The 21,433-nt window shown below is 44.2% G+C and carries 14 protein-coding genes, 1 tRNA gene and 1 pseudogene; all 16 read right to left on the minus strand.

Going from position 1 to position 21,433, the window contains the following annotated elements:
• Window positions 1–46: 46 nt before the first annotated feature.
• Window positions 47–1,780: a hydrogenase maturation protein gene (locus KIH87_RS16500; RefSeq protein ID WP_232358953.1), complete on the minus strand. Its 1,734-nt coding sequence runs from the start codon at window positions 1,778–1,780 to the stop codon at window positions 47–49.
• Between the two features lie 1,265 nt (window positions 1,781–3,045).
• Window positions 3,046–3,723 (minus strand): hypothetical protein, encoded by a 678-nt coding sequence (locus KIH87_RS16505; RefSeq protein ID WP_232358954.1) that lies wholly within the window; start codon window positions 3,721–3,723, stop codon window positions 3,046–3,048.
• Window positions 3,724–3,907: 184 nt separating this feature from the next.
• Window positions 3,908–4,081 carry a response regulator gene (locus KIH87_RS16510; protein WP_232358955.1) on the minus strand — a complete coding sequence of 58 codons (174 nt, stop codon included), beginning with the start codon at window positions 4,079–4,081 and terminating at the stop codon, window positions 3,908–3,910.
• Window positions 4,082–4,260: 179 nt separating this feature from the next.
• Window positions 4,261–5,443 (minus strand): annotated as a pseudogene (tuf, locus tag KIH87_RS16515) (elongation factor Tu).
• Between the two features lie 74 nt (window positions 5,444–5,517).
• Entirely contained in the window at window positions 5,518–7,620 is a 2,103-nt protein-coding gene (gene fusA / locus KIH87_RS16520; protein WP_232358956.1) for an elongation factor G, read from the minus strand.
• A gap of 42 nt (window positions 7,621–7,662) precedes the next feature.
• Window positions 7,663–8,133, minus strand: a complete 471-nt coding sequence (gene rpsG, locus KIH87_RS16525; RefSeq protein WP_232358957.1) for a 30S ribosomal protein S7 — start codon at window positions 8,131–8,133, stop codon at window positions 7,663–7,665.
• Window positions 8,134–8,209: 76 nt separating this feature from the next.
• Complete coding sequence (rpsL, locus tag KIH87_RS16530; protein WP_232358958.1) at window positions 8,210–8,584, minus strand: 30S ribosomal protein S12; 375 nt, start codon at window positions 8,582–8,584, stop codon at window positions 8,210–8,212.
• Between the two features lie 320 nt (window positions 8,585–8,904).
• Window positions 8,905–13,089, minus strand: a complete 4,185-nt coding sequence (gene rpoC, locus KIH87_RS16535; RefSeq protein WP_232358959.1) for a DNA-directed RNA polymerase subunit beta' — start codon at window positions 13,087–13,089, stop codon at window positions 8,905–8,907.
• Between the two features lie 115 nt (window positions 13,090–13,204).
• Entirely contained in the window at window positions 13,205–17,233 is a 4,029-nt protein-coding gene (gene rpoB, locus KIH87_RS16540) for a DNA-directed RNA polymerase subunit beta (protein ID WP_232358960.1), read from the minus strand.
• Window positions 17,234–17,499: 266 nt separating this feature from the next.
• Window positions 17,500–17,874, minus strand: a complete 375-nt coding sequence (gene rplL / locus KIH87_RS16545) for a 50S ribosomal protein L7/L12 (protein ID WP_232358961.1) — start codon at window positions 17,872–17,874, stop codon at window positions 17,500–17,502.
• Between the two features lie 60 nt (window positions 17,875–17,934).
• Window positions 17,935–18,459, minus strand: coding sequence for a 50S ribosomal protein L10 (gene rplJ, locus KIH87_RS16550; RefSeq protein ID WP_232358962.1), 525 nt, complete (start codon window positions 18,457–18,459; stop codon window positions 17,935–17,937).
• A 251-nt stretch (window positions 18,460–18,710) separates the two neighbouring features.
• Entirely contained in the window at window positions 18,711–19,406 is a 696-nt protein-coding gene (rplA, locus tag KIH87_RS16555; RefSeq protein ID WP_232358963.1) for a 50S ribosomal protein L1, read from the minus strand.
• Window positions 19,407–19,409: 3 nt separating this feature from the next.
• Window positions 19,410–19,838, minus strand: a complete 429-nt coding sequence (rplK, locus tag KIH87_RS16560) for a 50S ribosomal protein L11 (RefSeq protein ID WP_232358964.1) — start codon at window positions 19,836–19,838, stop codon at window positions 19,410–19,412.
• Window positions 19,839–20,270: 432 nt separating this feature from the next.
• Window positions 20,271–20,807, minus strand: coding sequence for a transcription termination/antitermination protein NusG (gene nusG / locus KIH87_RS16565; protein WP_232358965.1), 537 nt, complete (start codon window positions 20,805–20,807; stop codon window positions 20,271–20,273).
• Window positions 20,807–21,184, minus strand: coding sequence for a preprotein translocase subunit SecE (gene secE / locus KIH87_RS16570; protein ID WP_232358966.1), 378 nt, complete (start codon window positions 21,182–21,184; stop codon window positions 20,807–20,809). Before secE ends, nusG begins: the two co-directional genes overlap by 1 nt.
• Window positions 21,185–21,222: 38 nt before the next feature.
• Window positions 21,223–21,299, minus strand: a tRNA-Trp gene (locus KIH87_RS16575).
• Window positions 21,300–21,433: the final 134 nt, after the last annotated feature.

Below are 21,433 nucleotides of genomic sequence, written 5' to 3' on the forward strand. Positions count from 1 at the left end.
GCCCAAAAAGAAATTAAGAAAACAATATTAGCCTAACATCAACCAATTAGTATTCCTTCTCAATAACTTCCTTTCTATGCGTCGCTAAATATCTGGGGGTTTCTTCAGGTTTAACCTTGTGTACAAACCCTCTTCTCATCTCATGATAACTTTCATCTTCGCCAAAGAAATTAATTCGCATATTTGCAAGTTCTTCGTCACGATACTCAGAAAGAGGCTTAACACGAGAGTCTTTCGCCAGCTCATCCGCTTTATTTTCCAGATAACGGATCAAATGCTTATCGTTAGCTTTCTTCTCAGCGATTCTCACGATTTGATCATGGAAAGAAGAAGGATTGTGCTCATCCTGATAAATAACATCATCCAGCAAGCCGATTTGTTTGGCACGCTCCGCACTAATAGGCAAACAATCATCTGTCAGCTTTTTAGCCATATGCTTACCAACGCGCTTGGGAAGCAAATAAGTCCAATATTCAGAACCATATAGCCCGCCCATCGATTTGTAGTGAGGATTCAAAATAACACCTTCACGAGCAATAACCTGATCGGCACCTAATGCCATCATGACGCCACCTGCACCTGCACTACCATGCATTGCAGAAAGCACATATTTATTCGTGGTATTGATCAAAGCTTCCACAAAACTGTTGATAGCATTGATATTGCGCCAGGATTCATCAGCCGGGTCGTCTGCAGCTTCAATCACATTGAGGTGAATACCGTTCGACCAGTAATCACGTCCGCCCATCAATACGATCACTTTCGCGTCTTGACGTTTGCGAACCTCATTGAAAGCCTGGGTTAAACGCTCACACTGATCGGTAGACATAGCGCCGTTGTAGAATTCGAAGTACAAATAGGCCACATTGTTGTGTTCTCTGTACCAAATTTCTTTATAGGTCAAAGCCGTTCCGGCATAGAGCAAGTCAATGTTCGATTCAGGAACATCTTTAATCTCGTCACCCAATACCTGTGCGGCAGGCAATTTAAAGTAGTTTCCGTAAAGATCGTTTTTCTTCTTAAGGTGGGTAATCCACACGGCACCATCAACCGTAGCACGACAAATAGCACCAAAACGTTTCGCCAGAATTTTCCCAGGAGGCCCTACCATTGAACCTTCACGATGGGCGCCAAAAAGAAAATATTGATTTCCATTGATGGTATCCAGCACACCCGGAGCACCGTCAGAGCATCGGATCTTGCGCAAAATGTCATCTGCGCTATCAAACTGCCAGTTGATTGTGCGTCTGGACTGAGGCATAGGCGGTCTGAATTTGCCTTTTACGTCTCGGCGAGAATAGTCAAGCGGCTCAGGTTCGTACAAACCGTTCTCAAAACGTTTAACGACCAAGTGCATCACTTTCATGGCAGTGTTTGCCAAGTCATCACGATAAATACTGCTCTTACTGCCTTTACGCAACGCAAATTCACCCGTCGCCCAAATAGGGCCGGAATCCACTTCATCAGCAGCTTGAACCGCTGTTACCCCCCAATATGGCAACTCTTCATACAGAGCCCAATCAAGAGAAGCAGACCCTCGATCACCTTTAATCCCGGGATGCACAATAATGCAAGGTACTTCCGTCCAAATATCCTTGGGAATAATGAACTTCAGCATAGGGCACAGGATTAAATCAGGTTTAAACAGCCGAATTCCTTCTCGCAAGGTTTCATTACTTATAGCCAGTTCAATGCTTACTTCGTGTCCACGTTCCGAAAGTTCAACATGTGCTCGCTGAGTCAAACTATTATAGCTAGAGCTAAGTAACAATATTTTCATCTTCGTATACCTGTCATTACAGAAACTGATTGCCGCCCTATCCACAAGTGCTACGTGCGTCGTGCGTATCCCTTCAGCCCCGCATAACCGCGTCGCAGAGCGAACAACATAGGTAAGATGTATTAAGCACGGCAGACTCTAAGAAGGGTCAAATTATTGCTCACCAAATATTCATTTGTACAGACTTTTATTACAACTTAACAGAATAGCCTTAAAACCTAAGGCTCAGCCCCTCGGTACAGCATGACCTGCATATAATTTCTTTATGGAATAGGGACTTATATTTCCAGAGAAAAAGTGACACATGCAAACCAATTATATTTTTACCTTTGTTACACTTTAATATCTTTGAAAAAAATTCACATATATAAAGGCAAAATTTAAAGGTAGCCTAACAAATGTGAAAAGCAATTTTTCCAAAAAGAATAACAATAACCCAAAAGGAAGCCGGTTAAATTAATGGCATACTGAATTCAACGTTAAGAAATGCAGAATTGAGTGAAAAGATCAGTAAAACCGAGCGGCTATGTAAAATTATTTTCCACCATAACTCATTATGACTTTATAGAACAGTGCAAATCTTAAAAATAGAAAATCCATTGAATTGAAACAGATATACTTTTCGTTACACTCAAGCACAAAAGTCGTAAGACGATTCCGCAATATGCCAGCCACGAAAGAACAACTTAGCGTTTTATTCCGAAGTGAGTTCGCTCAAGACAACATCGTTATTAAGATGTTTGCACAATGGGAGCGACAATCCGTCATAGAATACCTGACAGAGTGTTAACGGTTTCAGATCCTGTACTGATGTCTACCGCAGATGCGGCCTTATGCGTTGCGATAAGATAATGCGAGAACCAGGCTTGGTAGCAATGGCTGTAACAACCAGTCTGAATCTTAACTTCTTGAGTAAACCTTTTTCAAACAAGGACTTATCGGTATATGCAAACTCATTAAGCTGGGAAAAACACTGGCGGTAGGTGAAGTCTATTCACCCCAACTCGGGATAAGTTGTGGTGATAAAGACAGTTAACCCATTGTTATAAATAGAGTTATTGGGAAATGTTCAAAAACGAACATTTAGAATACTTTGAGATGAGGTATTTTTTAGTAAATTTAACAAAGAAGTCGCTAAAAATAGCCATATCAAAACACTTACTTATCCCGAGTTGGGGTTATTTATACTCGAAAGGAGATAATAATGTTGTTGCTCACGCTGTAGAAACTTATTCACTATCTCCAGCATGAGCATAAAATACAGGTTATTTGTAATGGTCGGTACTGTAGTACAAAGGTTTCATTGCACCACACAGGGTTAACTTGCTGACTAATTCACCCTCAGGCGGCACAGCGGAAGACGCTGTAATGTCGGTAACACAACTGACATCTTGATAAAACAAAATCAGCTGATCATAGCTTGGAGGTAGTTGGATTTGATGCACCAATAAACGCTCTTTACTGTCCAGAATGATCGAATCATATTTGTGTTGTGGACTTGAGGGTTGTAATGATTCTTTTGTAATTTCCCGACTATAAAGCTGCTTTTCAAACTCAACCGGCATTCCCTTATAGGTTAATACTCCGCCCTTGTCATAATGCCCCATGTAAACATCCAGTTTTATGGAAACTCTTTCCCCTCTCATTAGGCGTTGAATATTAAAAGGCTCTGTTTTAACAGTCACCAAATCAGCATCTCTCACCATATAAATTAATGAGGGTTCTACTGCTTTCAGTTTATAAACCAACTGCACATTTCCCGGCTTGCTATAGGTAGGAATATTGGATGCATAAATAGTGTAACCGCCATTCACCAGGATCAGATTGTGTACCCCCATATAAGAAGGATCTAATGGCGGCGGCACATTCTCCTCTTTAGCTTGAACAAAAGTGCTTAACAAAAAAAGCAGCATCAAAGACAAAAATTTAAATTTAACTAACATAATACCTGTTCGATATGGTTTATTAGCCCAAAATGATACCCAATAGAGTAACCATCGTAGAATCTTCCTAAACGTTACTAAATTTACCAGTATTTTAAAAGTTTACTTATTGCACGTTGAGCATAAATAGCAATAACAATTAGGTCGGACAAGAATGCAGATTTCATACCCTGTGCTATAACTTTTAAAGCAGATCAATATCAGAAATAACCAAAGCATAAGGCTTATTGGCAGCCATCATTTCAAGCGCTTCTGCGCCGCTACTGGCGACATCAAAATGAAAGAGCTTCCTTAAATTACGTTGATAAGAGTTCAGAATATTAACTTCATCATCAACCAGTAAAATTCGCTCTTTCATCACCCGATACCAGAAGTGTTTTATTAGTGGAAATCAGAGCGAATAACAGGGTTAAAGCGCTCTACCTTAATACTGTAGATGCTGATAGTGAGTTTTGCGAAAAGAAATGCTGCAAAAATGGCGGGGCAAAAACAACAAAGGCGCTCGTTGAGCGCCTTTGTCTAAGATGCAATTATCAATTACTCGATAATTTTAGATACAACACCTGCACCTACTGTACGACCACCTTCACGGATTGCGAAGCGAAGACCTTCGTCCATCGCGATTGGCGCAATCAATTCAACTGTGAATTTCAGGTTGTCACCTGGCATTACCATTTCTACGCCTTCTGGCAATTCTACTGCACCCGTTACGTCTGTTGTACGGAAGTAGAACTGTGGACGGTAACCTTTGAAGAATGGAGTGTGACGACCACCTTCATCTTTACCCAATACGTATACTTCTGCTTCAAACTTGGTGTGAGGCTTGATTGAATTTGGCTTACACAATACTTGGCCACGTTCTACTTCATCACGCTTGGTACCACGAAGAAGAACACCTACGTTCTCACCCGCACGACCTTCGTCTAGAAGCTTACGGAACATCTCTACACCTGTACAAGTAGTTGTAGTCGTTTCTTTGATACCTACGATCTGAACTTCTTCACCTACTTTTACGATACCTTGCTCTACACGACCTGTTACTACTGTACCACGGCCTGAGATTGAGAATACGTCTTCGATTGGCAAAATGAACGGCTTGTCAATGGCACGCTCTGGCTCTGGAATGTAAGAATCCAATGCTTCGCCCAATTCGATGATTTTTTTCCCACTCAGCATCACCTTCCAACGCTTTCAACGCTGAACCTTTGATTACTGGCAAGTCGTCGCCTGGGAATTCGTATTCGTTTAGAAGTTCACGAACTTCCATTTCTACCAATTCCAACAACTCTTCATCGTCAACCATGTCACATTTGTTCATGAATACGATGATGTAAGGTACGCCTACCTGGCGACCCAACAAGATGTGCTCACGTGTTTGTGGCATTGGGCCATCAGTAGCAGCTACTACTAGAATCGCGCCGTCCATCTGAGCTGCACCAGTGATCATGTTTTTAACATAGTCAGCGTGTCCAGGGCAGTCTACGTGTGCGTAGTGGCGAGATGGAGTGTCGTATTCTACGTGTGAAGTAGAAATGGTGATACCACGCTCACGCTCTTCTGGTGCATTGTCGATTTGATCGAATGCTTTCGCGCTACCACCGTAGGTTTTTGCCAATACAGTAGTGATCGCTGCTGTCAAAGTAGTCTTACCGTGGTCAACGTGGCCGATTGTACCTACGTTTACGTGCGGTTTCGTACGTTCAAACTTTTCTTTTGCCATTGTTCTCTTTTCCCAAATAAAATTTAAAAATCAGTCAGCAACTTGGGATTGCTAACTAAAAGATAAGTAAAATGCTACATTCTCGATTCAATGATTGCCTTGGCAACATTGTTCGGTGCCTCTGCATAGTTCAGAAACTCCATAGAATATGAAGCTCTGCCCTGTGTTGCAGAACGCAAATCAGTGGCATAACCAAACATTTCAGACAATGGGACTTTGGCGCGAATAATCTTAATTCCGGCCACCCCGTCTTCCATACCTTCAATCATTCCACGGCGGCGGTTCAAATCACCAACCACATCACCCATCCAATCTTCAGGTGTTGTTACTTCTACCTTCATGATGGGTTCTAACAACACAGGAGATGCTTGACTGGCACCTTGCTTGAAGCCCATGGAACCGGCAATTTTAAACGCCATTTCCGATGAGTCCACATCGTGGTAAGAACCATCGTATAACGCGACTTTAACGTCAAGTACCGGGTAGCCTGCAAGCACACCGTTTTGCATTTGTTCCTGTATACCTTTGTCAACAGCAGGAATGTATTCTCTAGGAACAACACCACCTACAATCTCGTTAACAAATTCATATCCGGCGCCTTCTTCCTGGGGTTCGATTCTTAGCCATACATGACCATATTGACCGCGCCCACCAGATTGACGCACGAACTTACCTTCCACTTCCACAGATTTGCGAATTGTCTCGCGGTATGAAACCTGAGGTTTACCCACGTTACATTCCACCTTGAATTCACGCTTCATACGATCCACGATGATATCCAAGTGTAGCTCACCCATACCAGAAATGATGGTTTGCCCCGACTCTTCATCGGTGTGGACTCTGAAAGAAGGATCTTCAGCCGCTAATTTACCTAATGCAACACCCATTTTATCCTGGTCTGCTTGAGACTTAGGCTCAACAGCCACAGAAATGACAGGCTCAGGAAACTCCATTCTTTCCAAAGTAATAATATGCTCTGGATCGCATAGGGTATCTCCGGTTGTTACATCTTTTAAGCCGATAGCAGCAGCGATGTCTCCTGCGCGAACTTCTTTTAGTTCTTCACGATCTTTAGCATGCATTTGCACGATTCGACCAAAGCGCTCTTTCTTCTCTTTCACCGAGTTATAGACAGCGTCACCAGAATTAACAACGCCAGAATAACAACGGAAGAAAGTCAAAGTACCAACGAATGGGTCTGTCGCAATTTTAAATGCCAAGGCAGAAAACGGCGCTTTGTCATCCGCAGGACGCTCAGCCTCTGTTTCATCCTTGTCATTCAACACACCTTTAATCGGCGGAATATCTGTAGGAGCAGGTAAAAATTCTACAACCGCGTCCAGAACGGCTTGAACACCTTTGTTCTTGAACGCTGAACCACATGTCGCCAATACGATTTCGTTATTCAAAGTACGAATACGTAGACCTTGTCGAATTTCCGCTTCGCTCAATTCACCTTCTTCAAGGTATTTATTCATGAGTTCATCGTTTGCTTCCGCAGCAGCTTCGATCATTTCGATACGTAGCTCTTCTGCATCATCAAGCAATTCAGCTGGAATATCTTCATAAGAGAAGGTCATTCCCTGGTCTTCATCATTCCAGTTAATGGCTTTCATCTTAATAAGGTCAATAACGCCCTTAAAGTTTTCTTCCGCTCCAATATTCAAATGAATAGGAACACAGTTTGCACCGAGGCGCTTACGGATTTGATTCACAACACGTTTAAAATCCGCACCCGCACGATCCATCTTGTTGATGAAAACCAAACGAGGAACGTTATATTTATCGGCTTGACGCCATACAGTTTCAGATTGTGGCTCAACACCAGATGAGCCACAGAAGACAACTACAGCACCGTCTAATACCCGTAACGAACGTTCAACTTCAATGGTGAAGTCTACGTGTCCTGGAGTATCAATGATATTGATACGGTGTTGATCAAACTGACTTTGCATCCCTTGCCAAAAGCAAGTGGTTGCCGCAGAAGTAATGGTAATACCACGTTCCTGCTCTTGTTCCATCCAGTCCATAGTGGCTGCGCCATCATGAACTTCACCGATCTTGTGTGAAAGACCCGTGTAAAACAACACACGTTCAGTCGTGGTCGTTTTACCCGCATCTACGTGAGCACAAATCCCAATATTACGATAGCGTTCTATAGGGGTAGTACGTGCCATAGTTTCCTCTCAAATAGCTTACGAATAATCTTAAGCAGATGACTACCAGCGATAGTGAGCGAATGCTTTGTTCGCTTCAGCCATGCGGTGAACATCTTCACGTTTCTTAACAGCAGTACCTTTGTTTTCTGCTGCATCCAGCATTTCTGCTGCCAAACGATGTGCCATTGATTTTTCGCCACGCTTACGTGCAGCGTCTACCATCCAGCGCATACCCAATGCATTACGACGAACTGGGCGTACTTCAACAGGAACCTGATAGGTAGAACCACCAACACGACGAGATTTAACCTCGACAGATGGACGAATGTTATCTAGCGCTTCTTCAAAAACAACCAAGTGGTCTTTGCCTGATTTCTCAGCAGCAATTTCCAAAGCACCGTAAACGATTTTCTCAGATGTGGATTTTTTGCCGTCTAACATGACAACATTAATAAACTTGGCAAGCAATTGTGATCCGAACTTAGGATCAGGTAGGATTTTACGTTGTCCTACGACTCTTCTTCTAGGCATCTTAATTCTCCGAAAATTTTCAGGTATTACCCAAAACAGTTAATGTTTATTGTTTGGCCTTACTAACGGAGAACCGTTAAGACTTGGGCCTTTTCGCCCCATATTTGGAACGTGCTTGTTTGCGATCTTTAACACCTGCGCAGTCAAGCGTTCCGCGAACAGTGTGATAACGTACACCTGGCAGGTCTTTAACACGACCACCACGAATAAGAACAACACTGTGCTCTTGCAGGTTGTGACCTTCACCACCGATGTATGAACTTACTTCAAAGCCATTCGTTAAACGAACACGGCATACTTTACGTAGTGCAGAGTTTGGCTTCTTTGGAGTGGTTGTATATACGCGAGTACACACACCACGACGTTGTGGGCAAGCTTGCAATGCAGCAACGTTGCTTGGAACAACCTTGTTGCGGCGCGGCTTACGCACTAACTGGTTAACTGTTGCCATTAAATTAGCTCCTAATTACAACATATTTTTCAAGACGGAAGCGCTGCGAACAACACTTCAAACAAAAAATCCACAATAGCCCCATAATTGGGGTCGCGGAATTCTAAAGACCTAAGCAGGGACTGTCAACAATTTGGGGGATTTTCAGGCAGATTAAGCGATTCTAGAGGGCTAATAATCGATAACGAGTGTAAAGCTAGAGTCACTATTCAGAGAAAGAGGGTCAAACCTCTGAATCAGCGCTGTAGAAAATAGAAACCCCGGTCTTGCGATCGGGGTTTAAAAAATCTGGAAAGCTCAAAGAGTTTCCCTAACGGGTATTATTCTTCAATAGAAGGCATATCCGTTGAAACTTCCGCATTTAACGCTTCCGTCAACGCCTGTTCTGCTTCTTCAGCCGATACAGACAACTCTTCTTCCATACCTGACATACGCTTTTGAGCACGACGTTTATGGTATGACAAACCTGTACCTGCCGGAATCAAGCGACCAACAATAACGTTTTCTTTCAGACCACGAAGATCGTCACGCTTACCTTGAACAGCAGCTTCTGTTAGTACGCGAGTTGTTTCCTGGAACGACGCAGCAGAAATAAATGATTCAGTTGAAAGCGAGGCTTTAGTAATACCCAGCAATTGAACCTCATATTCCGCAGGCATCTTGCCTTGTTTTTCCAACTCACGGTTAGCAATGCTAACGTCAGAAACTTCACACTGTTCACCTTCAAGGAACATACTGTCACCAGGATGAGTAATAACGCACTTACGCAACATTTGGCGAATAACAACCTCAATGTGCTTATCGTTAATTTTTACGCCCTGTAGACGGTAAACTTCCTGAACCTCGTTAACAATGTAGTTAGACACTGCACTGATACCACGTAGACGCAAAATGTCATGTGGGGATTCTGGTCCGTCGGCAATGACTTCACCACGTTCAACGCGCTCACCTTCAAACACGTTAAGTTGACGCCATTTAGGGATCATCTCTTCATACTGTTCACCTTTCTCAGGTGTAATGATCAAGCGCTTCTTACCTTTGGTTTCTTTACCGAAACCAACCGTACCAGAAACCTCTGCCAAAATAGCAGGTTCTTTAGGCTTACGAGCTTCGAACAAGTCAGCAACGCGCGGTAGACCACCCGTGATGTCGCGTGTTTTCGAACTTTCCTGAGGAATACGCGCTAACACGTCACCAGGGCTCGCCGTAGCACCATCAGAAATTTCGATGGTAGTAAAGCTTGGTAAGCGAATTTCCTGTAAACCAACTTCTTCAATATCCAAAATCAGTTTAGGTTCTTTCGCAGCGGCTTTCGCCAAATCTTTAACAACGATACGTGACAGACCAGTGATGTCATCTTGCTGCATCTCAGTGTTACTGTCGTCAACGTCAGAGAAGTTAACTTTCGCTGTACGTTCAGTTACGATTGGATGCGAATGCGGATCCCAGTTAGCAACGATATCACCAGATGTAACTTTTGCACCATCATCAACGCTCAATATCGCACCATAAGGCACTTTATAGCGCTCTTTTTCACGACCGAATTCATCAATAACGGTTAGTTCAGTTGAACGTGAAACGATAACTAACTTGCCGTCTGTGTTACGTACGTTTTTAGAGTTATGAAGCTTCAAGCTACCGTTGTTCTTAATTTGAACACTGTTTTCCGCCGAGGCTCTTGATGCTGCACCACCGATGTGGAACGTACGCATCGTCAACTGTGTACCAGGCTCACCGATTGATTGAGCAGCGATAACACCAACTGCTTCACCAGCCGCAACCATATGACCACGAGCAAGGTCACGACCATAACACTTGGCACAAACACCAAAGTCATTGTCACAGGTAATTACTGAACGAACGATAATTTGGTCTACAGAGTTGGCTTCCAACAAATCAACCAGTTTTTCGTCCAGAAGAACATTACGCTCAACCAGGATTTCAGTGGTTCCAGGCTTAACAACATCTTCTGCAACAACACGGCCCAATACGCGCTCACGCAATGGTTCTACAACGTCACCACCTTCAATAAGAGGCTTCATCACGATACCTTCGAAAGTACCGCAATCATCAGCGTTGATTACTACGTCTTGTGCAACGTCAACCAAACGACGAGTCAGGTAACCCGAGTTTGCTGTTTTCAATGCTGTATCGGCCAAACCTTTACGAGCACCGTGAGTTGAGATGAAGTACTGTAGTACGTTCAGACCTTCACGGAAGTTTGCCGTAATCGGTGTTTCGATGATTGAACCGTCCGGTTTAGCCATCAAGCCACGCATACCAGCCAACTGACGAATCTGAGCGGCACTACCACGAGCACCAGAGTCAGCCATCATATAAACTGAGTTGAAAGAGTCTTGCTCTTCCATTTCGCCATTACGGTTCATAACCTGTTCTTTAGACAGGTTTGACATCATGGCTTTAGAAACGCGTTCGTTAGCAGCAGACCAAATATCGATTACTTTGTTGTAACGTTCACCCGCTGTTACCAAACCAGATTGGAACTGCTCCTGAATTTCAGCAACTTCGGCTTCTGCGCTTTCGATAATTTCAGATTTTTCATCTGGAATAACCATGTCATCGATACCGATAGATGCACCCGCTTTCATCGCGTAGTGGAATCCGGTATACATGATTTGGTCAGCGGTCAATACTGAGTATTTCAAGCCCAGACTACGGTAACAAGCGTTCAATAAGCGAGAAATGGCTTTTTTACCCATAGGCTGGTTCATCAGGTCAAATGGTAAACCTTCAGGTAAGCACAAGGACAAAATGGCACGACCAACAGTGGTATCAACCAGTTTAATTTCTTCAGAACGGTTGCCGTCTTTATCAATAGTAACCTGGTTAAGACGAACTTTAACGCGCGCATGTAGTTCTGCAACTCCGGTACGGTAAGCTTTTTCAGCTTCCTTAGGACTTGCGAATACCATGCCTTCACCCGGTGCATTAACACGCTCACGAGTCATATAATACAAGCCCAATACAACGTCCTGAGATGGTACGATGATGGGTTCACCGTTTGCAGGTGACAAGATGTTGTTGGTAGACATCATTAAAGCACGAGATTCTAACTGTGCTTCAATCGTCAACGGTACGTGTACCGCCATTTGGTCACCGTCGAAGTCGGCGTTATAAGCCGCACACACCAGCGGGTGCAACTGAATCGCTTTACCTTCGATTAGAATCGGTTCAAAAGCCTGGATACCCAATCTGTGAAGAGTAGGAGCACGGTTCAATAATACCGGATGCTCACGGATAACCTCGTCAAGAACGTCCCAAACTTCCGGCGCTTCGCGCTCTACCATCTTCTTGGCAGCTTTAATGGTTGTCGCCAAACCGCGACCTTCCAATTTGCCGTAGATGAAAGGCTTGAACAATTCCAAAGCCATCTTCTTGGGAAGACCACACTGGTGCAAACGCAAAGTAGGACCAACTGTAATTACAGAACGGCCTGAATAGTCAACACGTTTACCCAACAAGTTCTGACGGAAACGACCTTGCTTACCTTTAATCATGTCAGCAAGCGATTTCAGAGGGCGCTTGTTAGAACCAGTAATCGCACGACCGCGACGACCATTATCCAACAAGGCGTCTACCGCTTCTTGCAACATACGTTTTTCGTTACGAACGATGATGTCAGGCGCAGCCAAATCCAACAAACGCTTCAAACGGTTGTTACGGTTGATAACGCGACGATACAAATCGTTCAAATCTGAAGTTGCGAAACGACCACCGTCCAGAGGTACCAATGGACGCAAATCCGGTGGCAATACTGGCAATACCGTCATGATCATCCACTCAGGCTTGTTACCTGATTGCTGGAATGCTTCCAGTAGCTTCAGACGCTTAGTAACCTTTTTACGCTTGGTTTCAGATGTAATGCTTGGCAGTTCTTCACGCATTGAAGCAACATCAGAATCGACATTCAAATCCAGTAACAGGTCGAAAATCGCTTCCGCACCCATTTTGGCTTCGAACTCGTCGCCGTGCTCTTCCAATGCATCCAGATATTCTTCTTCAGTAAGAAGTTGGCTACGCTCAAGGGTAGTCATACCTGGCTCAGTCACCACGTAAGATTCAAAGTACAATACGCGTTCAATGTCACGTAATGTCATATCCAGCATCAAACCGATACGGGATGGCAATGATTTCAAAAACCAAATGTGGGCAACTGGACTGGCCAATTCAATGTGACCCATACGCTCACGACGCACTTTAGTCAGTGTTACTTCAACACCACATTTTTCGCAGATAACACCGCGATGCTTAAGGCGCTTGTACTTACCACACAAGCACTCGTAATCTTTTGTAGGGCCAAAAATACGGGCACAGAACAAACCGTCACGCTCTGGTTTAAAGGTACGGTAGTTAATGGTTTCTGGCTTTTTAACTTCACCGAATGACCATGAACGGATCATATCTGGTGACGTCAGACCGATTCGGATCTGATCGAATTCTTCTGTTTTATTTTGCTGTTTGAGAAACTTTAGTAAGTCTTTCACAATGTTCTCCCGACGGAGTCAACCAACCTGACAGGGCTGCGCGAATATCGCTTGCAGCCCTTACCAACTGCTCTTTCTTTATGGCTTCTATTCAACATAGAAGCCACAGAGCGCCCTATTGTTCTTCCAACTCGATGTTGATACCCAGAGAACGAATCTCTTTCAACAATACGTTGAAAGATTCCGGCATTCCGGGTTCCATACGGTGATCCCCGTCCACGATGTTCTTATACATCTTGGTACGACCATTCACGTCATCGGACTTAACAGTCAACATTTCTTGAAGAGTATAAGCAGCACCGTAAGCTTCAAGTGCCCACACTTCCATCTCCCCGAAACGCTGTCCACCGAACTGTGCTTTACCACCCAACGGCTGTTGAGTAACCAAGCTGTACGAACCTGTAGAACGAGCATGCATTTTGTCGTCAACCAAGTGGTTCAACTTCAGCATATACATGTAACCTACAGTAACCGGACGCTCGAATTGTTGGCCTGTACGACCGTCGTATAGTCTGATCTGGCCACTTTCAGGCAAATCAGCCAACTTCAACAACTCTTTGATTTCAGCTTCAGTAGCACCATCGAATACTGGCGTAGCAGTCGGTACACCACGACGCAGGTTTTCAGCCAAGCGTCTTACTTCGTCATCAGTAAAGGTTGATAAATCAACTTCCTGACGACCAGTACCGGAGTTATATACTTCTTGCAGGAACTCGCGTAATTTCGCCAATTCTTGCTGTTCTTTGATCATGCGATCAATCTTCACACCCAAGCCGTTTGCAGCCATCCCCAAGTGAGTTTCAAGGATCTGACCGATGTTCATACGTGAAGGTACACCCAGAGGGTTCAATACGATATCAACCGGCGTGCCGTTTTCATCGTAAGGCATATCTTCAACTGGCTGGATAGACGAGATAACACCCTTGTTACCGTGACGACCCGCCATTTTGTCACCCGGTTGAATTTGACGCTTAACAGCCAGGTAGACCTTAACGATCTTCAATACACCTGGAGCAAGGTCGTCACCTTGAGTGATCTTGCGACGTTTCGCTTCAAACTTCTTATCGAAGTCTTCTTTGGTTTCTGCGTATTGGTCAGCGCTTTGTTCCAACTCAGACTGTGCATCTTCGTTTTGTAGTGGAATATCGAACCATTTTTCTCTTGGCAGAGTATTCAACTTATCTTCCGACACGCCGTTGTTAATTAACAAGTTACGTGTACGGGCAAAGATGCCGTCTGCCAAAATACCAAATTCGTCCCCCAGGTCTTTCTTGACCTGACGAAGTTGCATGTCTTCGATTTCCAAAGCACGCTTGTCTTTTTCTACGCCATCACGAGTGAAGACCTGTACGTCGATAACTGTACCGTGAACACTGTTAGGTACACGCAAAGAGGTATCTTTAACGTCAGACGCTTTCTCACCGAAAATAGCACGTAATAGTTTCTCTTCTGGCGTCAGTTGAGTTTCACCTTTAGGTGTTACTTTACCTACCAGAATGTCACCACCTTTAACTTCTGCACCGATATAAACAACACCAGATTCATCCAGTTTGCTTAGTGCAGACTCACCCACGTTAGGAATATCAGAGCTGATTTCTTCAGGCCCTAATTTAGTGTCACGAGCAATACAGCTCAATTCCTGAATGTGGATGGTTGTGAAACGGTCTTCTTGAGCTACACGCTCAGAAATCAGGATCGAGTCCTCGAAGTTGAAGCCGTTCCAAGGCATAAATGCGATGCGCATGTTCTGACCAAGCGCCAATTCACCCAAATCGGTTGAAGGGCCATCAGCCAATACATCACCAGCAACAATGGGTTCACCAACGTTTACTGTAGGCTTTTGGTTGATACAAGTGTTTTGGTTAGAACGCGTATATTTAGTCAGGTTGTAGATGTCGATACCGGCTTCACCCGCAACCATTTCGTTATCATTTACTTTGATAACAATACGGCTGGCGTCAACGTAATCAACAACACCACCACGCTTGGCAACAACGGTTACGCCTGAGTCGATAGCAACCGTTTTCTCCATACCAGTACCAACCAGAGGCTTCTCAGCTCTTAGTGTAGGTACGGCTTGACGTTGCATGTTCGATCCCATCAAGGCACGGTTTGCGTCATCGTGTTCAAGGAACGGGATAATACTGGCAGCAACTGAAACGATCTGTTGCGGCGCAACGTCCATGAATTTAATGTCTTCTTTAGACATCAAGGTGAATTCACCTTTATGACGACATGGAACCAGGTCATCAGCCAAACGACTGTCTTCAGTTAATACCGCGCTTGCCTGAGCGATTGGGTATAAACCTTCTTCGATGGCTGACAAATACTCAACGTCATCCGTTACGATACCATCAACAATCTTACGGTATGGCGTTTCCAGGAAACCGTAATCGTTGGTACGGGCATAACAAGACAATGAGTTGATCAAACCGATGTTTGGACCTTCAGGAGTCTCGATAGGACATACACGACCATAGTGAGTTGGATGTACGTCACGAACCTCAAAGCCGGCACGCTCACGAGTCAAACCACCAGGACCTAATGCAGAAACACGACGTTTATGTGTAACTTCTGACAATGGGTTGTTTTGATCCATGAACTGAGACAATTGGCTTGAACCAAAGAACTCTTTAACCGCAGCAGAAATTGGCTTGGCGTTGATCAGGTCTTGAGGCATTACATTGTCTAAATCGCCCAAGCTCAAGCGTTCTTTTACTGCTCTTTCAACACGAACCAAACCGACACGGAACTGGTTCTCAGCCATCTCACCAACACTACGGATACGACGGTTACCCAAGTGGTCAATATCATCAACATCATCTTTACCGTCACGGATAGCAATCAGCTGTCTCATAACGTCGATAATGTCCATTTTACTCAATGTACCTTCACCAATCAGTTCTTCTCGGCCTAAGCGGCGGTTGAACTTCATACGACCGACTGAGGAAAGGTCATAACGTTCTTCAGAGAAAAACAAGTTGTCGAACAATGCTTCAGCAGCATCTTTCGTTGGCGGTTCACCAGGACGCATCATGCGGTAGATCTCTACCAATGCTTCCAATCTGTTGCTACTAGGGTCTATACGAACAGTATCAGAAATGTATGAACCATGATCCAAATCGTTGATGTACAGAGTTTCAAAACTGTCGAAACCAGCCTGGGTAATTGCATGAATATTTTCCAGGGTTACTTCATCGTTAGCATTTACGATGATTTCACCGGTTTTCTCATCAATGTAATTAACAGCGTAAACACGCCCTAACAGGAATTCTGCTGGAACTTCCAGTTCAGCAATGCCTGCTTTTTCCATTTGACGAGTGTGGCGAGCAGATACACGACGGCCAGCTTCTACAAGCACATTACCTTCGGCATCTTTAATATCGAACTTCGCAGTTTCACCACGCAAACGATCCGGTACGATACTCATCAGGAATGACTTCTCTGAGATACGAACCGTTTCTTTTTCGAAGAACAAGCTCAGAATTTCTTCTGTGCTCATATCCATTGCACGCAAGACAATTGTTGCAGGCAGCTTACGGCGACGATCGATACGAACAAAGAGATTATCTTTAGGATCGAATTCGAAGTCTAACCAGGAGCCACGGTAAGGAATAACACGAGCGTTATATAACACCTTACCAGAAGAGTGAGTCTTACCACGGTCGTGATCGAAGAATACACCGGGTGAACGGTGCAACTGAGAAACGATAACACGTTCAGTACCATTGATAACAAAAGTGCCGGTGTCCGTCATTAACGGAATTTCACCCATATACACTTCTTGTTCTTTGATATCTTTTACAGTGCCTGGCGCTGCTTCTCTATCATAGAGAACCATACGCAATTTAACCCGTAGAGGGGCAGAATAAGTCAAGCCTCGAATTTGACATTCTTTCACATCAAATACTGGCTCGCCTAGGCGATAATTCACATATTGCAACTCTGAACTGCCAGAGTAGCTTTTAATTGGGAATACCGAACGGAACGCCGCTTCCAGGCCGTATTGGCCTTCTGGATCAACTTCTATGAACTTACGAAATGAGTCAAGTTGAATAGAAAGAAGGTATGGGATTTCCAATACCTGTGGGCGTTTGCCAAAGTCCTTGCGGATACGTTTCTTTTCGCTATAAGAGTAAACCATGGATTCCTCAGTCTGCTGATTTTTGACCCTAGTTGCCGACTGTTTAGCGTAGCGGCAATTCTCAGCACCGTTTTAGTAACGTTTACCGACCCAATAAACCTAAATACCTTAGGTGTATATGGATTATTTTTTAGATAACGCTTCCTGACGCTTTATAAGGATAGGCAATCAACGGTGAAGCTGCACTATCCCACAGCGCAAAAAGGCTGGTGGTTAATTAACCACCAGCCTGTGCCATTTCTGGCTGTAAACTGTTTTGCAACAGATTACTTAACTTCAACAGTTGCACCAGCTTCTTCAAGTTCTTTTTGAAGTGCTTCAGCTTCTGCTTTAGAAATGCCTTCTTTGATTGCTTTAGGAGCAGCTTCAACCAACTCTTTAGCTTCTTTAAGGCCAAGACCAGTTGCGCCACGAACAGCTTTGATAACAGCAACTTTGTTAGCGCCGAAAGCAGTCATAACAACGTCGAACTCAGTCTTTTCTTCTGCAGCTTCAGCAGCAACAGCAGGACCAGCAGCAACTGCAACAGCTGCAGTAGCTTCAACGCCGAATTTTTCTTCTGCTGCTTCGATTAGCTCAACCAATTCCATAACTGGCATTTCAGCAATCGCATTCAAGATATCTTCTTTAGTTAGAGCCATTTCTCTAAACTCCTGGGTTAAAAATGTTAAAACAAATATTCAAGTCTTAAAGACGCTAAATTATTTAGTGTCTTTGATAGCCGCCAGCACGCGAACAAATTTGGTAGGTACTTCGTTGATAGTACGAACAAATTTGCCAACAGGTGCTTTGAAGGTAGCAAGAAGTTTTGCCAGAGCTTCGTCGCGAGTCGGAAGTGATGCAACCGCATCTAACTTTTCTGGACCAAGTAAGCCACTACCGATTGACAATGCTGTTACTTTTAACTTGTTGTCTTTCTTTTCTTTCGAAAAATCTTTGAAAAGACGAGCCGCACCACCTGGAGCTTCCATAGAGAAGCCATAGATAAGTGGACCAGTTAAAGCACTGTCCATATCAGCGAACTTACTGTCGGCTAAAGCGCGTTTTGCCAAAGTGTTTCTGATAACTCTCAGATATACACCTTGCTCACGAGCCTTAACACGCAGAGCAGTCAAGTCTGCTACTTCCATTCCGCGATATTCAGCGACGGCGACGGATAGCGCTTGAGACGCTACGTTGCTTACTTCAGCAACGATCTCTTTTTTTGCTGCTAAACCTAATGCCACTGAGATCACCTCTTAGTTACCGGGAATCAGACGAACTTCATCCCAAGTTTCATAGATTGGCAACACGTCATTCTGTTTCCAGCTTCGGTGCTACCGTTCCACGGTGTTCATTTCCCCAGAGAGTCTGAGCTGAACTACCGTCTGCGTAGGCTTTCACGATTAAGCATTTACTCTATGAGTATTTGCGCCTACGGTCTTGGACGGGAACCTGAATTCCGGTTAGGAATATTCAGGCTCCAACCCACATTCGATTAAACTGCCAACGAACTTTGGTCGACAGATACGCCTGCACCCATAGTGGTGCTCAGGCTGATTTTCTTAAAGTAAGAACCTTTTGCACTTGAAGGCTTGGCTTTCTTAAGCGCGTCCAACAATGCTTCCAGGTTTTCCTGGATTTGCTTAGGTTCAAAAGATGCCTTACCGATGCTAGCGTGGATGATACCGTTCTTATCGTTACGGTAACGAACCTGACCCGCTTTTGCATTCTTAACCGCAGTTACAACATCAGGAGTAACAGTGCCAGTTTTAGGGTTAGGCATAAGGCCACGAGGGCCAAGGATTTGGCCTAATTGACCCACAACGCGCATTGCATCAGGAGAAGCAACAACAACATCGAAGTTCATTTCGCCTTTTTTGACTTGCTCAGCCAAATCTTCCATACCGACTACGTCAGCACCCGCTGCTTTAGCAGCTTCGGCAGCAGCGCCCTGAGTAAATACCGCTACGCGCACATCTTTACCAGTACCGTGAGGCAATACTGTTGCACCACGAACGTTTTGGTCAGATTTACGAGCGTCGATGCCCAGGTTTACTGCAACATCCATGCTTTCAGCGAACTTGGCGGTTGCCAATTCTTTCAATAATGCAATAGCTTCATTGATTTCATAATCTTTAGTTGCATCTACCTTTTCACGGATAGTACGCATACGTTTAGTTAGCTTTGCCATGAATTAGCCCTCCACCTTTAGACCCATACTACGTGCAGTACCAGCAATAGTACGAACACCAGCTTCCATATCGGCAGCTGTCAGGTCAGGTTTTTTCGTAGTAACAATCTCTTCCAACTGAGCACGGGTAACTGTACCCACTTTGTCAGTATTAGGACGACCAGAACCACTCTTAATGCCAGCAGCTTTTTTCAACAAGAAAGATGCTGGTGGAGTTCTAGTTTCAAAAGTGAAAGAGCGATCTTCATAAACAGAGATCTGTACAGGGATAGGCATCCCTTTTTCCAGGCTTTCTGTTCTAGCGTTAAATGCTTTACAGAATTCCATGATGTTCACACCATGCTGACCCAAAGCAGGACCAACTGGTGGACTTGGGTTTGCAGCGCCAGCGGCAACCTGCAACTTAATCAAGCCAACAATTTTCTTAGCCATTTCGGTTGTCTCTCAATGTGGGTTAAACGCCTCGCAAGTAATGAGTTTACCTGCTCAAACGGCTTCCCGTGTTATAAAAGGCCGCAGATTATATTTTAATCTCACTGGCCTGACAAGCATTATTGAGCTCTTTTTTAAATATTGGTCTTGATTTTGCTTTACGGAAAATGATGGTGATATTTTCAGATAGTTAACTGACTGAAAACACGCCGAAAAACTGACAGTATTTATAGTGCAAGGACTATCCTTTGGCAACTATATAAAGTAGGTGTACAAGGAATCTTTACAAACTGGAAAAGGGGCCGATGCTTTTTTTCCTGAATTTTCATAAATAAGGGACTGAAAAAAGAAAAGCGAGCAACTTGTGCTCGCTTTCGAAATTTCTCTGTGACCAAAGTAAATTTCTTGAGTTTAAGACTCAGTAACTCAGTCTTACCCCTTCTCTACCTGACTGAACTCTAGCTCAACAGGAGTAGAACGGCCAAAGATCAAAACAGAGACTTTCAAACGGTTCTTCTCGTAGTCGACTTCTTCGACTACACCATTGAAGTCTGCAAAAGGACCATCGGTAACACGAACCACTTCGCCCGGCTCGAACAATGTTTTTGGCTTTGGCTTATCAACCGACTCTTCAAGACGATTCAAGATAGCGTCAGCTTCGCGCTTGCTGATTGGTGCAGGGCGATCCGTTGTACCACCAATGAAACCAAGAACTCGAGGAACACTTTTCACCAAGTGCCATGAGTCATCGTTCATTTCCATTTCAACCAATACATAGCCTGGGAAAAACTTGCGTTCGCTCTTACGCTTTTGACCGGCACGCATTTCTACGACTTCTTCAGTAGGTACAAGGATTTCTCCGAAGTACTCTTGCATCTCGTGCATTTTGATGTGTTCTTCAAGAGTTTTCTTAACTCTGCCTTCATAGCCTGAGAAAGCTTGTACAACGTACCAACGTTTTTCTGACATTAGATACCCACTCCTGTGATAAATGAAACCACGCGAACAGCAATGCCATCTAAACCCCACAACAACAGAGCCATGACAAAGGTCGCTACCATAACAATCATAGTCGTTTGAGTGGTTTCCTGGCGAGTGGGCCAAACAACTTTGCGTACTTCGATGCGGGCTTCAGAAGCAAAATTCACAAATTGCGTTCCTTTACCTGTTTTCGATGCGATAAGTAAAGCTACGATTACAGCAACAACAACACCGACTGCCCGGATTAATACTGATGCCTGATCAAAATAATAATTACCGCCTACCGCAGCAGTAAGTAACACAATCACCAGTAACCATTTGAACATGTCAAATGAACCAGCATTGTTGGCCGCATTCTCACTCATTTCTAAACCTTTTCTGTACGTTACACGTCGCTTAATTCTGGCAGGGGTGGAGGGACTCGAACCCCCAACCATCGGTTTTGGAGACCGCTGTTCTACCAATTGGAACTACACCCCTAAAATCTCTTCCCTATCCCTTCCTTCGTAAAAACCAAGCATTCGAGCTACAACCACATTACCTCTGTGAACTGCTCTTCGTTATTTGGGAAAGCTCAGAGCCACGAAAAAGGAGGGAGCGGTATTATACTCATT

This window comes from Paraneptunicella aestuarii, assembly GCF_019900845.1.
Classification (GTDB): Bacteria; Pseudomonadota; Gammaproteobacteria; order Enterobacterales; family Alteromonadaceae; genus Paraneptunicella; species Paraneptunicella aestuarii.

Coding starts and splice junctions, on each gene's coding strand:
- KIH87_RS16500 (WP_232358953.1), bottom strand. CDS start 1,780: ATGAAAATATTGTTACTTAGCTCTAGCTATAATAGTTTGACTCAGCGA.
- KIH87_RS16505 (WP_232358954.1), bottom strand. CDS start 3,723: ATGTTAGTTAAATTTAAATTTTTGTCTTTGATGCTGCTTTTTTTGTTA.
- KIH87_RS16510 (WP_232358955.1), bottom strand. CDS start 4,081: ATGAAAGAGCGAATTTTACTGGTTGATGATGAAGTTAATATTCTGAAC.
- fusA (WP_232358956.1), bottom strand. CDS start 7,620: ATGGCACGTACTACCCCTATAGAACGCTATCGTAATATTGGGATTTGT.
- rpsG (WP_232358957.1), bottom strand. CDS start 8,133: ATGCCTAGAAGAAGAGTCGTAGGACAACGTAAAATCCTACCTGATCCT.
- rpsL (WP_232358958.1), bottom strand. CDS start 8,584: ATGGCAACAGTTAACCAGTTAGTGCGTAAGCCGCGCCGCAACAAGGTT.
- rpoB (WP_232358960.1), bottom strand. CDS start 17,233: ATGGTTTACTCTTATAGCGAAAAGAAACGTATCCGCAAGGACTTTGGC.
- rplL (WP_232358961.1), bottom strand. CDS start 17,874: ATGGCTCTAACTAAAGAAGATATCTTGAATGCGATTGCTGAAATGCCA.
- rplA (WP_232358963.1), bottom strand. CDS start 19,406: ATGGCAAAGCTAACTAAACGTATGCGTACTATCCGTGAAAAGGTAGAT.
- rplK (WP_232358964.1), bottom strand. CDS start 19,838: ATGGCTAAGAAAATTGTTGGCTTGATTAAGTTGCAGGTTGCCGCTGGC.
- nusG (WP_232358965.1), bottom strand. CDS start 20,807: ATGTCAGAAAAACGTTGGTACGTTGTACAAGCTTTCTCAGGCTATGAA.
- secE (WP_232358966.1), bottom strand. CDS start 21,184: ATGAGTGAGAATGCGGCCAACAATGCTGGTTCATTTGACATGTTCAAA.